The 16,196-nt window shown below is 42.2% G+C and carries 13 protein-coding genes and 1 pseudogene; 5 read left to right on the top strand and 9 right to left on the bottom strand.

Annotated features, from left to right (window positions below; translation table 11 throughout):
- Positions 1-17: 17 nt before the first annotated feature.
- The gene (gene acnD / locus ACSC9N_RS03390) at positions 18-2,624 is read right to left on the bottom strand and encodes a Fe/S-dependent 2-methylisocitrate dehydratase AcnD (protein ID WP_010327425.1); all 2,607 of its coding nucleotides are present in this window, start codon (positions 2,622-2,624) and stop codon (positions 18-20) included.
- A gap of 261 nt (positions 2,625-2,885) precedes the next feature.
- Here acnD and ygfZ point away from each other — a divergent pair, with 261 nt between their 5' ends.
- On the top strand, positions 2,886-3,608 hold the full coding sequence (gene ygfZ, locus ACSC9N_RS03385; protein ID WP_010327426.1) for a CAF17-like 4Fe-4S cluster assembly/insertion protein YgfZ: 723 nt from the start codon (positions 2,886-2,888) through the stop codon (positions 3,606-3,608).
- 73 nt (positions 3,609-3,681) lie between these two features.
- Here ygfZ and ACSC9N_RS03380 read toward each other — a convergent pair.
- A pseudogene (locus ACSC9N_RS03380) lies at positions 3,682-4,871 on the bottom strand (PQQ-dependent sugar dehydrogenase).
- A gap of 337 nt (positions 4,872-5,208) precedes the next feature.
- Entirely contained in the window at positions 5,209-5,454 is a 246-nt protein-coding gene (locus ACSC9N_RS03375; RefSeq protein ID WP_004695190.1) for a hypothetical protein, read from the bottom strand.
- Between the two features lie 292 nt (positions 5,455-5,746).
- On the opposite strand from ACSC9N_RS03375, the gene ACSC9N_RS03370 reads away from it, so the two are divergent.
- Positions 5,747-6,556 carry a tetratricopeptide repeat protein gene (locus ACSC9N_RS03370; protein ID WP_010327429.1) on the top strand — a complete coding sequence of 270 codons (810 nt, stop codon included), beginning with the start codon at positions 5,747-5,749 and terminating at the stop codon, positions 6,554-6,556.
- 40 nt (positions 6,557-6,596) lie between these two features.
- On the opposite strand, the gene ACSC9N_RS03365 is transcribed toward ACSC9N_RS03370, so the two are convergent.
- From ACSC9N_RS03365 to ACSC9N_RS03355, 3 genes are all read right to left on the bottom strand, one after another.
- Positions 6,597-7,520 (bottom strand): AEC family transporter, encoded by a 924-nt coding sequence (locus tag ACSC9N_RS03365; protein WP_010327430.1) that lies wholly within the window; start codon positions 7,518-7,520, stop codon positions 6,597-6,599.
- Positions 7,521-7,629: 109 nt separating this feature from the next.
- Positions 7,630-8,745: an NADH:flavin oxidoreductase/NADH oxidase gene (locus ACSC9N_RS03360; protein ID WP_010327431.1), complete on the bottom strand. Its 1,116-nt coding sequence runs from the start codon at positions 8,743-8,745 to the stop codon at positions 7,630-7,632.
- Positions 8,746-8,853: 108 nt separating this feature from the next.
- Complete coding sequence (locus tag ACSC9N_RS03355) at positions 8,854-10,134, bottom strand: carbohydrate porin (protein WP_010327432.1); 1,281 nt, start codon at positions 10,132-10,134, stop codon at positions 8,854-8,856.
- Between the two features lie 353 nt (positions 10,135-10,487).
- Between ACSC9N_RS03355 and mutM the strand changes: the two genes are divergently transcribed.
- Both mutM and ACSC9N_RS03345 read left to right on the top strand, forming a co-directional pair.
- A complete protein-coding gene (gene mutM, locus ACSC9N_RS03350; protein ID WP_010327433.1) occupies positions 10,488-11,342 on the top strand; it encodes a bifunctional DNA-formamidopyrimidine glycosylase/DNA-(apurinic or apyrimidinic site) lyase in 855 nt (284 codons plus the stop codon).
- Positions 11,339-11,623 carry a peptidylprolyl isomerase gene (locus tag ACSC9N_RS03345; protein WP_004695176.1) on the top strand — a complete coding sequence of 95 codons (285 nt, stop codon included), beginning with the start codon at positions 11,339-11,341 and terminating at the stop codon, positions 11,621-11,623. Before mutM ends, ACSC9N_RS03345 begins: the two co-directional genes overlap by 4 nt.
- 39 nt (positions 11,624-11,662) lie before the next feature.
- Here the strand turns inward: ACSC9N_RS03345 and ACSC9N_RS03340 are convergent, their stop codons facing one another.
- From ACSC9N_RS03340 to typA, 3 genes are all read right to left on the bottom strand, one after another.
- On the bottom strand, positions 11,663-12,007 hold the full coding sequence (locus ACSC9N_RS03340) for a gamma-glutamylcyclotransferase family protein (RefSeq protein ID WP_439036112.1): 345 nt from the start codon (positions 12,005-12,007) through the stop codon (positions 11,663-11,665).
- A 126-nt stretch (positions 12,008-12,133) separates the two neighbouring features.
- Entirely contained in the window at positions 12,134-12,568 is a 435-nt protein-coding gene (gene mscL / locus ACSC9N_RS03335) for a large conductance mechanosensitive channel protein MscL (RefSeq protein WP_004695171.1), read from the bottom strand.
- Between the two features lie 201 nt (positions 12,569-12,769).
- Positions 12,770-14,608, bottom strand: coding sequence for a translational GTPase TypA (gene typA / locus ACSC9N_RS03330; protein WP_010327435.1), 1,839 nt, complete (start codon positions 14,606-14,608; stop codon positions 12,770-12,772).
- Positions 14,609-14,779: 171 nt separating this feature from the next.
- Here typA and ACSC9N_RS03325 point away from each other — a divergent pair, with 171 nt between their 5' ends.
- Positions 14,780-16,150, top strand: coding sequence for a uracil-xanthine permease family protein (locus ACSC9N_RS03325; RefSeq protein WP_058951674.1), 1,371 nt, complete (start codon positions 14,780-14,782; stop codon positions 16,148-16,150).
- The last annotated feature ends 46 nt before the right edge of the window (positions 16,151-16,196 follow it).

Below are 16,196 nucleotides of genomic sequence, written 5' to 3'. Positions count from 1 at the left end.
AAAAAGACTTATTTAAACTACGCCACATTCCCTTCCAAAAAGTCCTGCGCAAAGCGTTGCAATACACCACCCGCTTCATATACAGACACTTCTTCTTCAGTATCTAGGCGACAGGTTACAGGCACTTCAACGATTTCACTCTTACCATCTTCCGTCGCACGTTCAATCACTAAAGTTAACGTCGAACGCGGTGCGATATTACCAATCACGCTATAAAGTTCAGTACCATCCAAACCTAAAGTTTTACGGTCAACACCCGCTTTAAACTCAAGCGGTAACACGCCCATACCGACCAAGTTAGTACGGTGAATACGCTCAAAACCTTCCGCCACAATCGCTTCAACACCAGCAAGGCGTACACCTTTTGCAGCCCAGTCACGGCTAGAACCCTGACCATAGTCCTTACCTGCAATGATGATGAGCGGTTGCTTACGATTCATATAAGTTTCAATCGCTTCCCACATACGCATCACTTCGCCTTGAGGCTCAACACGTGCTTTCGAACCTTGCTTAATGGTGCCATCCGCACGAACCACCATTTCATTAAACAGTTTCGGGTTAGCAAATGTTGCACGTTGCGCAGTCAAGTGGTCACCACGGTGCGTTGCATAGGAGTTAAAGTCTTCCTCAGGTACACCCATTTTGTGTAGGTACTCACCTGCTGCCGAATCCATCATAATTGCATTCGATGGTGACAAATGATCCGTGGTGATGTTGTCAGGCAAGATGGCAAGCGGACGCATATTTGCCAGTGTACGTGGTGCAGCTAATGCCCCTTCCCAATACGGCGGACGGCGGATATAAGTACTTTGCGGACGCCAGTCATACAAAGGACTTGCCGCTTTTTCAGTGACACCCAAATCAAACATTGGAATATACACTTTACGGAACTGTTCAGGCTTCACCGCTTCTTTGACCAGAGCATCAATTTCTTCATCCGAAGGCCAAATGTCTTTCAAATAAATTGGATGACCGTCTTTGTCGTTTCCTAATGCATCTTTTTCGATGTCAAAACGAATGGTTCCTGCAATCGCATACGCTACAACCAGCGGAGGTGATGCCAAGAACGCTTGTTTTGCATAAGGATGGATACGACCATCGAAGTTACGGTTACCCGAAAGTACCGCTGTTGCATACAAGTCACGGTCAATAATTTCTTGTTGTAGTTTAGGATCTAAAGCACCTGACATACCGTTACAGGTGGTACATGCATACGCCACGATACCAAAACCGAGTTTTTCTAAGTCGTCTAATACGCCTGCTTCTTCAAGATAAAGCGCAGCTGCTTTAGAACCCGGTGCAAATGATGATTTCACCCAAGGTTTACGGGTTAAGCCTAATTCATTGGCTTTACGTGCCAATAAACCTGCGGCAACGGTATTACGTGGGTTGGATGTATTGGTACACGAAGTAATTGCAGCGATGATGACAGCACCATCTGGCATTAAACCATCGGTGCGGTTTTCAACCACGCCTGCAATACCTTTTTCTTTTAAATCTGCTGTAGATACACGTGCATGTGGGTTTGATGGGCCTGCAATATTACGTGTTACTGTTGAAAGATCGAAACGAAGGACACGTGGATATTCCGCTTGTTTCATATCCAATGCCCAAAGACCAATTTCTTTGGCATAGTTTTCAACCAGTGCAACTTGCTCAGCTTCACGACCTGTCAGCGTTAAATAATCAATCGTGTTTTGGTCAATATAGAACATTGCCGCAGTTGCACCATATTCAGGGGTCATATTGGAAATCGTGGCACGATCCCCCACTGACATGCTGTCCGCGCCTTCGCCGAAGAACTCAAGGTACGCACCGACAACACGTTCTTTACGCAAGAATTCAGTCAGTGCTAAAACGATATCGGTTGCAGTAATACCCGCTTGACGTTGTCCAACAAATTCCACCCCGATAATGTCTGGAAGACGCATCCACGATGCACGACCGAGCATTACATTTTCAGCTTCGAGTCCACCCACACCAATCGAAATCACACCAAGCGCATCGGTATGTGGCGTGTGTGAGTCTGTACCGACACAAGTATCTGGGAATGCCACACCTTCACGACTTTGCACTACAGGAGACATTTTCTCCAAGTTGATTTGGTGCATGATGCCATTACCCGCAGGAATCACATCGACATTTTCAAAAGCAGTCTTGGTCCATTCAATGAAATGGAATCGGTCTTCATTACGACGGTCTTCAATAGCACGGTTTTTCTCAAAAGCATCTGGGTCAAAACCACCGAATTCCACAGCTAAAGAGTGATCGACAATCAACTGAGTCGGCACCACAGGATTCACTTTCGATGGGTCACCACCTTGGTCTGCAATCGCATCACGCAAACCTGCAAGGTCAACCAATGCCGTTTGTCCAAGAATGTCATGACAGACGACGCGAGCTGGATACCAAGGGAAATCGTGATCTTGTTTTGAGAAAATTAATTCTTTTAGTGACTGCTCCAAAATGGCAGGATCACAACGACGCACTAACTGTTCAGCCAATACTTTTGAGGTGTATGGAAGTTTTGCATAAGCGCCTGGCTGAATCTGTTCAACGGCTTCTCGCACATCAAAGTATTCTAGCTGGGTGCCTTGCAGTGGTTTGCGGTGATTATTGTTCATAGCGTTCCTGCCTTTGGTGTTTCATTTTTCTTCACTGTCTTTACTAGACAATTCATCTTTGTCTGCTAGGCATACTACACTGTCGAAAACCCATTTCCCAAATCGTTTATATTTCATAAACTTAGATATAAAAACAGGGATTTTTGAAATATTTAGTTACATTAACTTTTAAATATTTACTTTAAATATGATTTTTTCTGAAAAATAGCGGAAAATAGCCCTAATTCTTTAGTATTAGATTTTAAGGTAGGCGAGCAATTCATGAGCGATCTAGCTTTCTCCTCTTTCACTTTAATTGGTGTAGATGCACTCAAATTTTTACAAGGCCAAGTGACGGTCAACGTTGAAGCTTTAGCTGAAAATACAACGCAATACACCGCAATTTGTGACTTGAAAGGCCGTATCCACTTTGGTTTGTGGCTGACAAAACGCAACCCTGAGCATTTTGAAATTGTCACCACTCAAGACCAGTCGGAAGAATTTGCTAAGCACATTAAAAAGTTTGGTGCTTTCTCTAAAATGAAACTTGAACCTATGGGTTCAGTTTTCCCAACCTTTACGCAAGACCGCACCACCTTTTCTGCTGAGCCTACCGATATTGCTGCATGGCAAGTGCAAGCCATTACTCATGGTGAAGCGTTTATCGACCAAGCCATTGAGCATGTGTTTCAACCTCAAGAGCTACGTTTACACCAACGTGAAGGCGTGCACTATGACAAAGGCTGTTACTTGGGTCAGGAAGTGATTGCACGTTTATGGTTTAAAGCCAAACCAAAAGCATGGTTGCATTTAATTCAGGGTACAGGCAGTGCACCTGCACAAGCTGAACAGTTGAATAAAGGTATTCAAGTGGTGAATAGCGCTGCGATTGATGGCGGTTATGTCGCGTTAGTGGTGGCACGTCCTGAGTCTTTGAGCGAGCTTGATGTGACAGTTTTAGACTTACCAGAACACTTAAATAGTGATGTGGCACGACCTCAGTAAGACTTTAAATTTTATGCTGTTATGATAAATGAGCCTCTAAAACTTATTCTTGGTTTTGGGGGCTTTTTAAAACTTAGAGCGATGAGGACTCTTTCTTCCTCACAAAATAAACTACACCACTTCGATCATCTGAAAAATAAAAGGAATTTGCATCTATACGGTAAATATCCGCAGGTCGACCATTCACCTTATTCCCTACTAAAAAACCATCCATAAAGGTTTCAAGTTTTTGCCCTTTACGCATAATCACAATTTTATAACCATGACCAATCGTGGCATCCGTAGAACCATGTAAAGCAACTAAAAAAGAATTTTTAATGGTGTCATCCGTATTTGGATGATCAAAATAGTCAAAGCCTAGTGCAGATGAATGCGATGGGAAATAGGCATAAGGAGGCGGTACATTTTTACATCCTGTTGGACGTTTAAATTTTGGGTCTGCTAAAATTTTACCATTCGACGAATAACAAGATGGCCAACCATAATCTGCATCACGCTTGAGTGCATAAAACGTTTCATCAGGCTTATTTTTACCCAGATGGTCTGCACCTTGATTGGTGGCAAATAAAAATTTACCCACCCATTTCAAACCGACAGCATTGCGTAAACCTGTGGCATAAATCTTTTGTTCAGAACCATCGGGGTTCATTTCTAAAACTGTCGCTCTAACTTTCTCTTTCTCGGTACAAGCATTACAACTTGAGCCGACTGAAACATAAATTTTACCGTTCCCACCCACGGCAATGGTTCGTGTTAGATGCCAGCCACCATATTTATAGCTTAAACCATAATCAGGAAAAGTCGCTAAAACTTCGGTTTTGTCCGTGGGTTTAATTTCACCTTGGGTGAATTTTCGTCGGGTGAGCTGATGAGTTTCAGCCAAATATAACCAGTCTTGCCCAGAAGAGTCTGTATAAAACTGGACTGAATTTGGATTTTTCAAACCTGTCATATAAGGAATAATTTTGCCGAATTTTCCTGTCTCAGCATTCCATTCATCCAAAATATAAACGATGCCTTTTTTATTGTCGGTCAAATCGCGCATATCTGTGACAAACATTCTACCGTCAGGTGCTTTGCTAAAAAACGAACACGTTTTAAACCCTCAGCCGCAGGAATGATGTCGTAATTTGCTGGAAGGTTTAGAGAAAAGCGCTTCCCATTTTTCAAGTTGATTTGATGAGGAACAAGATTTGGCTGCCCAGCTAAAACTGCCATTGAACCAACTAAACATATGAATAAGATTGAGAATATTTTTATCATTTTAGAGACGTCTCGATTCATCTTATGAAAAGTAATCTTCTTTTTTATAGGATATAACTTGAATGATGAGTGCATAATCAAACGCTTTTGCTAGAAAAACGTATAGGCTCTTCTATACAAACTATTATTTTATATTATCTTTTAGCCTGACCACTGCAAGTATCTTTACAGTGGGTAAATCCATTCACACTCGTTCTGCGGCTATAAACAGAACATAGAAAATATTGCTTTAACTCTATAGCAAGCATCAGTCCTTGGATAAAAGGCTCATCCAAGGACTTAAACTATTTTTAGAGCCTTATTTAATAGTTCACTCATCTTCAATGAAGATTAAACATCAAAAATCATGAAACAGCTTATTCATGTCTTTGCAGAGATAGTCTTTAAATGAAAAATCTCGCGCATGTTTAGCATCAAATTTTGCAGTCACACCGTCTTTTTCAAAGATATATACACGGTCATCTTTGCTCACTAAAAACTCACCACCCAATTTCATCAATAAGGCATCAATTTTTTCGCCATCTGGAATCGACTCATCGGCCAAAACTTTTAAATAATTTCGCTTAATTGACTTAATAAACATGCTGAACTCGCTACTCATTTTCAGCGCTATTTAAACAGAATCTAAGCCAGAATTCTAATAAAACCCGAAGCCATCAGCTGCAAATACCAATAACCCATTGCACTCCTTTCCACTGTACATCACGCGGTTTGTATTGGAAAAATATATACCGATCAACACAATCAACGGAAATTTGTAAGACCAAGACACAATTCAGATATTTACATTCACACAATTCAACTTATGATGTGAAATGACTAAAAACAAATACACACATAGATGGACTTATGTGTAAGAAAAAGGTTTATAAAACATGAAGAAAATCGTACTTGCAAGCTTAATTGCACTCTCTAGCCAGCTTGCACTTGCAGCCTCCACTCAAGATACCATCAACCCCGAATTTGCCAAGATTGAGGAAATGGTTAAAGCCAACAATATGGCGGGGGCATATCAGGCTTTAGAAAAACTGGCAAAGTCTGGCAACCCACAAGCCATGTATAACTTGGCTTATTTGACTCAGACTGGCCAAGGCACAGCGAAGAATGAGAAGAAAGCCATTCAGCTCTATCAAGATGCTGCAAACAAAGGCTACCCCGTTGCGCATTATGTGCTTGCGAAAAACTATGTCACGGGTACTTTAGGCTTGCCTCAAGACATTAACAAAGCCAAACAACACTTTGAAGCCGCATCTAAACTAGGCTTTGATGATGCAACCGTTGAATATGCCGTGCTGTTATTTTCTGAAAATAAACCAGAGTCTGAAAAGTTAGCCCTTAAGAAACTTGAGCCTTTGGTGAAAAAAGGCAACTATCAAGCCATTCATGCACAAGCCCTGTACGACATCAGCACAGGCTTTAAAAACAAACAAGAAGCACCCATTCAAAAAGGTCTCAACAGCATTCAAGACTTAGCCAAAAAAGGTTACATTCCTGCCCTGATGGCCGTAGGCAATATGTTTGCCAATGGCAATATCATTCCGCAGAACTTGCCTGAAGCGAAGAAAATTTTCACCGCTTTAGCTAAAGAAAATGTACCGCAAGCCAAAGAATCTTTGGCGATGGTTGATAAAATGATTGCCGATCAAGCCAAAGCCCCTGCTGCAACAGCTGCGGTCAAAAAATAAATCTCTTCTTCAAAAAATACTCTCCTCGGAGAGTATTTTTTTACCACCAAATACCAATCAAGACACTGACCACCACAAAACTCAATAGCGTGCTGATCATCAGTGGAGTGAATGCTTTTTCATTCAAACCATACACTTGCCCAAAAATTCCAAACAAAGACGGCATCGGCAAAGCCGCAATCAAGGTCCCTGCATAAATCATCTTTGGGTCCAATTCAGTCAAATAGGTCAGCCCTAAATAAACCAAAAGTGGCATACAAATATTTTTAGACACCACCAGATAAACCGTTTGCAGGTTAAAAGACTGAATAGTGAGACCCACCATTCCCCCACCAATAATAAAGAGCGCTAAAGGTGCAGCGGTCTGACCTAACATCGCAAACACTTGGTCGATTAAATGTGGAATTTGAAGTTCAAAAATCGCACAACTCATGCCAAGCATTACCGATAAGAACAACGGATTTTTAAGTAGCGTAAGAAATGTGGTTTTTAAAATAGAGGCTAAATTGGCTTGTCTTTGTCGCCCTATTTCCGCCAGAGTGAGCATCAGCGGCACAAGAAATACACTTTCAATGATCACCACCAATGAAATATAAATCATCGCTTCACTCCCCATCAGCAGCGTCAAAATTGCTGCTCCCAATAACCCCGTATTGGACATGGATGCACCCAGTGAAAAGACTGCAGCATGGGTAAAGTGATTATTAAACAGCTTTTGACCTAAAATAAAAGCCGTAATAAATAAGCCAAAGGTCACAGCGGCATAAACATAAAAATAAGCGGGATACCAAATTTCATGCAAATCTTTTGAAGCTAAGGCGTGCAACAATAAAGCAGGTAACGCAATTTTGATGACAAAAGCACTGATTGCAGTCATTTGCTCTTTAGCGAGCAACTGGATTTTGACAGAAGCAAAACCGAGGAAGAGCAGGAAAAATACTGGAAAAATTACCGAAAAAATCATTCAAGTTGTTCCTTTTCCAGATGATGTAAGTAAAGACCTATCCTAGGATACACCTTTACTCAGTTGAAATATTTTATAATACCAATGGCGAAGCAAAACACTTATGAGATTAGAACGCAGAAAACAAATCTTTGATCCCATGTGGCTGACACCGTAAATACTGCGGTGCGATAGAGACTTTCCCACCCAGTTCTGCAGCGGCATGCCACGGCCATCGTGGGTCATACAACATGGCACGCGCCAGACCAATTGCATCGGCTTCTTGCGCTTCTAAAATATGTTCAGCCTGCTTAGCTTCTGTAATCAAGCCCACCGCAATGACTGGAATTTTCACCGCTTGTTTCACTGCATGGGCAAAAGGCACTTGATACTTGGGCTTAATCTGAATGTCTTGTTCCACATGCAAGCCACCACTTGAAACATGAATATAAGCCGCACCGAGTTGCTCTAACGCTTTCGATAGCCCAACCGTTGAATCAATATCCCAACTTTCTGTTGCAGTCGACTCCATCCAATCAGTTGCAGATAAACGTATACCTACGGGATAATTTTCAGGAATAGCTTGTTTAATGGCTTGGAAGACCTCTAAGGTAAATCGAATACGGTTTTCAAAACTTCCACCATATTCATCGGTACGTCGGTTCGACAGCGGTGACATGAACTGATGCAACAAATAGCCATGGGCTGCATGTAGTTCGATCAGCTCAAAACCTGCATCTACTGCGCGTACTGCAGCACTGGCAAAGTCTTCGATGATGTCTTGCATCTCCGTCACACTTAAAGCATGTGGTGCATGCTCTTCGGGCTTAAAGGGGACATCACTGGCAGAAACCGTTTGCCAACCATGCGGTTCATTCGGTTTGATCTGACCTTTTCCTGACCAAGGACGATCGGTCGATGCTTTACGCCCCGCATGTGCCAGTTGAATGGCAAAAGGCATTGGTGAAAGTGTTTTGACTTTTTGAAGCAAGGCCTTCATTTGTGCACGTTGCAAATCATTCCACAGCCCTAAATCCGCAAAACTGATTCGTCCTACAGCTTGTACGGCTGTTGCCTCAACAATACACAAGCCCGCACCTGACAAAGCATAATTGGCCCATTGTTGCTCATGCCAATAGCTCAGCTCACCCGCATCATTGGCTGAGTATTGGCACATCGGCGCAATCACGATTTTATTTGTTAAGTTTAAATCCCCAAATTGAATGGGTTGAAATAATAATGGCATCACAGCTCTCCCTGTACTCACTATGATCTATAACAAATAAAGTGCCTTGCATTCAACGCTAAAAGTGCAAATCTGCTGTCAAACCTTTGCACTTTTATGGCTATCCATTTAGAAAGTAATGCGGCTTCCAAGCCCCAAGACTAATGCATTATCCACCACATGGCTTGAACCTGAGTTGATCACATACTGAATGTTGGGACGTAACATTAACCACGGCGTAGCGTTATAGCTATAGTTCAGTTCAATATTGTATTCTGCGCTCGCATCATACTGTGCTTTACCCGCAGTAAATCGCTCATTCAGATGTACACGATTCACTCCCAAACCTAAAATATCCGTCGGATGCTGCTCAAATACCCCAATATATTTCAGCCCCACTTGCTGTGAGTTGTCTACTTTATTGGTGATGCGGTCATGCCATGTAAAGTTGGCAAAACTATGCAAACCTTGGCGCCCTGCACCCGTTGAAGTCAGTTGCTGTTCGATGGCAATCCATCCTGCAAATGTCCGGTCTTCGCCAACCACACCTTTGCCATAAGCCACATCATATTGGTTATTTGGATCATCTGCGGTGTTATATATCCCACCAACCCGATAGCTCCCCGCCAAACCATTCAATAGTGCTTTCGGTGTCCAAATCACTTCTACTGGAATAGTCACACCGTCGGCATGTTCTGTGTCTAGGCTCCAACCTTGTCCCTCGGCTTTGCCATTGCCATTATCTGGATTGAATTCATAAACACCCACTTGAGTTGTCACTTCAGGGGTCAGTTGATATTTAATGCGACCGCCCCATTGTGAAACCGGCGTATTCATCCAGATATTGCCCTGCCATTTCCCCATTTGTGCGGCACAAAAGGCATTACTAACAAAATCACACGCCATCACATCAAAATCAGAACCTAAACCCAGTCGCCCAACTTTGACACTGAGCCCTTGTTCTTTAAAACGCTTTTCAATCGAAAGCTCTGACAAACGGCTGTCTTGGTTTCCACGGCCATAGGTGGCTTGTACATTGGCTAATTGCGGTGCAGAAGGATCTTGCAAATCTCGAATTGAGGTACTTTGTCCTTGACGCGCAGTCGCAACAAAACGAATGGTGACCCCTTCCCAGCCGGCTAGCTTTTCTAAATCAAATTGTGTGCCTAACCAAAACTGCGAAGCGGTACTTGGGCTTGCACCTGCATTATGCCCGCCATCCGCCAAATAGTTGGTATCTGTTAAAGCATTGGCTTCAAACTTAATGCCTTTTTGCGCCAATTCAGTTCGTTTTCCCTGCCAGTCACCAAACAAATACTGACCCTGTACATCTAACATCTGCTCCGCATGACTCACTGTCGCCCAGGCACACATTGCTGTTGCAAATAAAGAAAAAGAAAACTGTCGCATAAAACCCAAGCCCCAAACTAAAATGAAGAACAATCCATTTCATTTAAATGAAAAATTTAATGAAAAGTACATAATTTTTAAATAAAGATCTCAGCAAAATTTTTATCATTAAGTCAAAAAAAAGTTATCAATATCGCCCACAGCTATAAATAGAAGATTTGATTTGAGTGATTCATGGCAGTTTTCACTCAATTCAAGAGTGTAATTTAAGGAGGATGATTCCTGATCACAGCAGACAATCCCGCACTTTAGCTTTCTAAAAATGTGCTAAAGCCAAGCCTCTCGCTGAAATCACTTGCAATCTCGCGTGTACACCGCAATATTAGCCTCAAGTTTTATCAGCTCATGTTGCCATGCCAGAATTACCCGAAGTTGAAACCACCAAAGCCAGTTTAGCTCCGTTATTAGATCAACAAGTGCTCAGTGTTGAAGTTCGCCAGTCGAGCCTGCGCTGGCCGATTCCCGCCGATCTCAGCAAACTGGTGGGTCAGCGTTTAATTCAACTCAAACGCCGTTCTAAATACATTTTGGCCATTTTTGAACAAGACACGATGCTTTGGCATTTGGGTATGTCTGGTAGTTTCCGTATTTGTGAGGTGGGTGAAACCCTGCGTAAACACGATCATTTGATTATTCGTTTTGAAGATGTCGAGCTACGCTACCATGATCCGCGCCGCTTCGGCTGTATTTTATGGTTGGATGAATATTCGCAAACCAAGTTAATCGATACCCTTGGGCCTGAACCACTGAGTGCTGATTTTAACGCTGAATATTTAAGCCAAAAGTTAAAAAGCAAACAGGTCGGCATAAAAGTTGCAATCATGGATAACCATGTGGTGGTTGGTGTCGGAAATATCTATGCCACAGAGAGTTTGTTTAATTTGAGCATACACCCTGCGCAAGTGGCGTCTAGTTTAACACCCAGCCAAATTGAAAAATTGGTGGTCGAGATTAAACGTATTTTGCAGCAGGCCATCGATTTAGGTGGGTCTACCCTGCGGGACTATTCCAACGCAATGGGTGAAAATGGTTACTTTCAACAAACTTTATTGGCTTATGGTCGAGCAGGTGAAATGTGTGTGAACTGCGAGACTACGCTTGAAAACATCAAACTGGGACAGCGTGCTTCTGTGTTTTGTCCCGAATGCCAACCGCTGAAAAAAGTGCAACCTAAGCCCAAAGCCACAGCTCGAGGAAAAACCAAATGAAAACTGCCATTGTTCGTCATATTTTGGTCAAAGACAAAGACCTCGCTGAACAACTGAAAAAGAAAATCCACGATGGCGCCGATTTCGCCAAAATTGCTAAGCAATACTCCACCTGTAATTCAGCTAAACGCGGTGGTGAACTAGGTGAAGTCAAAAAAGGCCAATTGGTGCCTGTGATTGATAAATTGGTCTTTAGTGCTGCTGAAAAAGTACTACATGGCCCCATCAAGAGCCAATTTGGTTTTCATTTACTAGAAATTAAATTCCGTATGGATTTTTAAATAGTTACCCAGTGTGTGATGTGTTTGAGTATAAGCACATCACGAACACTGTATCTGAGCCTCTTTCTTCTCATATGTCCAAGCATCAACGCGTTCGCCAGATTCCAGCGTCCCTTGTACTCTCACCCGTCGATACTGTATCCCTTCAAATTCATCCAATGCATCCCAATGTTCGGCCAATTTTTCACTGCTAAAAAAATATCCTTCAACCGCTGCTGCTTGTGGGTCTAAGACGATGGCGAATAAGCCTTTGTCGGGTCCCCAATCCAAAATATGCACCACGCCATGCACATAGCCTTTTTGCCATGTTCCACCTATGCGCTCTAAAAGATGGGCATTTTCATGATTTGGACGGAGCGTCCCATAGACAAATAATTGGTTCATTTGGCATCACCACAGCTATTCAATCAGCGCGCATCATAAAACCAAAACTGTATAAAAACCAGTCTTTGGATAAGATACAGACATAAAAAACGGCACTTAATGTGCCGTTTTATTTTAACCGTTCGATTACTGACGTTTTTTCAATTCATCACGAATTTCACGTAGTAACTCGATATCTTCTGGCGTTGCTGCTGGTTCTGGCGCTGCTTCTTCTTGTTTACGGCGCATACGATTAATCATTTTCACCATTAAGAACACCACCCATGCCAAAATGATGAAGTTAATTAAAATCGTAAGGAAGTTACCATAAGTCAGGACGTTCACCCCAGCTTTGGTCAACTCATCTAAAGACTGTAAATTATTTGGGTTGTCCCCCAAAACAAAGAATTTCTGTGTGAAATCTACACCACCACCAGTCACAACCGTGATCAATGGCATGATGATGTCTTTCACCAATGAATCGACAATTTTACCAAATGCACCACCGATGATTACACCGACAGCCAAATCAATCATGTTGCCTTTTACCGCAAATTCGCGGAATTCTTGAACAATACTCATCTAAATCTCCAGTTATTTTTTGACTTTAATTTATGTGACGAAGTATACATTAATTTTATAGCTTCATTTCCACGTAATTTACTCGGAAATCATCTGCTTTTATATATTGGTTTGCTAATTTTAAACAAAAAAATGCCATCAATAAATTGATGGCATTTTTAAATGTTGCGGCCCCGCATGGGGCAACATCATTTTTAAAACTTATTTACCAGAACGATTACGTTTACGTTCGTTTTCAGTCAAGTAGCGCTTACGGATACGGATTGACTTAGGTGTTACTTCAACTAATTCATCATCTTCAATGAATTCAAGCGCTTGTTCAAGCGTATATTCAACAGCAGGAACAAGAGTCAACGCATCATCAGTACCAGAAGCACGTACGTTTGTTAACTGTTTTGCTTTAGTTGGGTTAACTGTCATGTCATCTGAACGAGAGTTAATACCAATGATCATACCTTCGTAAACTTCTAACTGAGGTTTAGCAAATAGACGACCACGGTCTTGCAATGTGAACAATGCATAGCCAAGGCAAGTACCTTGAACCATAGAAATCAACACACCGTTTTGACGTTTCGCAACAGTACCTTGTTTCATTGGACCGTAGTGTGAGAAGCTTGAAGTCATGATTCCTGTACCAGAAGTCATGGTCAAGAATTCTGAACGGAAACCAATTAAGCCACGTGAAGGAACAGTTGCTTCAATACGGATACGGCCTTTACCGTCAACTTCCATATTCGTCATTTCGCCTTTACGGTGACCCATTTGTTCCATTACAGAACCTTGGTGCTGTTCTTCAACGTCAAATGTTACGTTTTCGTATGGCTCTTGCTTTTCGCCATCAACTTCTTTCAAGATTACTTGTGGACGTGATACGCCCATCTCGAAGCCTTCACGACGCATGTTTTCAATAAGAACTGAAAGGTGAAGTTCACCACGACCTGATACTTTAAAGCTATCAGGACTATCAGTATCTTCAACACGAAGCGCAACGTTGTGAATTAATTCGCGGTCAAGACGTTCACGGATATTACGTGAAGTAACAAATTTACCTTCTTTACCCGCAAACGGAGAGTTGTTTACTTGGAAAGTCATGGTTACTGTAGGTTCATCTACAGACAATGCTGGTAAAGCTTCAACATTTTTCGGATCACAAATGGTGTCAGAAATATGAAGTTCATCAATACCTGTGATACACACGATATCGCCTGCTTGAGCAGATTCAACATCAACACGCTCTAAACCATGGTAACCCATGATTTTTAAGATACGACCGTTACGTGTCTTACCGTCTTTATCAATCACAGTTACTGGTGTGTTTAATTTTACAGAACCACGTTGAATACGACCAACACCGATAACACCAACGAAGCTGTTATAGTCAAGTGATGAAATCTGCATTTGGAATGGACCATCAACATCGACTGCTGGTGGTTCAACAATGTCTACAATTGTTTGGAACAACGGCGTCATATCTTCCGCTAATTCTTCTGGAGATGGACCAGCAACACCACGAAGACCTGAAGCGTAAACAACTGGGAAGTCTAACTGTTCGTCAGAACCACCAAGGTTATCAAACAAATCAAATACTTGATCAATAACCCAATCTGGACGCGCGCTTGGCTTGTCGACTTTGTTGATAATTACGATTGGCTTCAAACCACGTGCGAACGCTTTTTGCGTTACGAAACGAGTTTGTGGCATTGGGCCTTCTTGAGAGTCGACAAGAAGAAGTACACAGTCAACCATCGACATTACACGTTCAACTTCACCACCGAAGTCTGCGTGTCCTGGGGTGTCGACGATGTTAATACGGTATTCTGTATTGGTACGTGCATCTAACCATTTGATTGCAGTGTTTTTTGCAAGAATGGTAATACCACGTTCACTTTCAATCGCGCCTGAATCCATGACACGCTCAATCTCGCCTGCACGATCGCCAAGTGCACCTGATTGCTGTAAAAGTTTGTCTACTAGAGTGGTTTTACCGTGGTCAACGTGCGCAATGATGGCAATGTTGCGGAGAGTTTTGATATCTGACATGTAAATTCGATACGCCTAAAGTTTGAGGGCAAATTATACAGAAAAATAATAGAATTTAGTAGTGACAGTTTATTGACAGACTCATTTTTTTTGATAAGTGGTGTGTAATTAATTTTGTAAAGCTGTGTAAAGCGATTAGAATAGCGCCACCTTGCTAACACCCTTTGACATATGTCTGATCAAAATCTCTCTCCCAATCAAACAGATCAACTCGATTTGGTCTATGGTTTAAACGACCGCCCTCGCCCAATCATTGCTTTTCTTGCTGCCTTTCAACATCTCCTTGCAATTATTGTCCCAATTGTTACTCCAGGCTTACTCATCTGCCTAGCGCTTGGTGTGTCGAAAGAAGACACTAACATGATTTTATCCATGTCTTTGGTCATCTCAGGGATTGCAACCTTCTTACAATGTAAAAAAGTTGGACCTTTTGGTGCAGGCTTATTGATTGTTCAGGGCACCAGTTTTAACTTTATCGGACCGATTATTGGAATTGGCTCTGCCATGGTTGCTGCTGGTACTCCTGTAGAATCCGTCATGGCTGCAATTTTTGGTGTGGTAATCGCAGGTTCATTTATTGAAATGGGCGTGTCACGTATTCTGCCTTGGGTGAAAATGCTCATTACCCCATTGGTCACAGGCATTGTGGTGTTATTGATTGGTTTGACCCTCATTAAAGAAGGTCTGATCAGCATGGGTGGTGGCTATCAAGCCATGTCAAACAATACCTTTGCCAATGCAGACAACCTAATCATGTCGTGTACGGTTTTAGGCTTAATTATCTTGCTGAATCGCATCCGTATTACATGGGTAAAAAGTTCTGCTATCTTAATTGCCTTAATTGCAGGGTACACTCTTGCAGGCTTTATGGGGCATCTGGATTTTTCTGGTCTTAAAGACGCACCTTTAATCCAAGTTCCGACGCCAATGCATTTTGGACTCAGCTTCTCTTGGAGCTTGTTTATTCCAATGGCCTTCATCTATTTAGTGACGTCTTTAGAAGCAATTGGTGATATCACCGCGACTTCAAAACTTTCCAACCAGCCTGTGGATGGTGCCACTTGGATGGAACGTATTAAAGGCGGTGTCTTGGTGAATGGTGCAAACTCTTTCCTTGCTGGTATTTTCAATACCTTTCCTAGTTCGGTCTTTGCACAAAATAATGGCGTGATTCAGCTTACTGGTGTTGCGAGCCGTTATGTCGGCATCTGGATTGCCGCATTATTGGTGATTCTAGGTTTACTCCCTGCTGTTGCAGGTGTGATTCAGGCAGTGCCTCAAGCTGTTTTAGGTGGCGCTGTAATGGTAATGTTTGGAGCTGTAGCAGCTTCTGGAATTAACATTCTGTCAGGTATTCATCTTGACCGCCGCGCACTACTGATTATTGCCATTTCATTGGCACTCGGTTTAGGTGTTGCACAAGTTCCACAAATTTTGGAACACTTACCTGAATTATTCCGTAACATCTTCAGTTCAGGTGTTGCGACAGGTGGTATTGCAGCCTTGTTATTAAATATTATTCTTCCTGAAACGAAGAAATAATTGTTCATTTCAGTATGCACTTTGCCCAGCACTGTCTGGGCATCGT

The sequence above is a fragment of the Acinetobacter sp. PC34 genome, assembly GCF_051789135.1.
Taxonomy (GTDB): domain Bacteria; phylum Pseudomonadota; class Gammaproteobacteria; order Pseudomonadales; family Moraxellaceae; genus Acinetobacter; species Acinetobacter johnsonii.
Note: the sequence above shows the minus strand (reverse complement) of the source record. Positions and strands in the feature narration are given on the sequence as shown.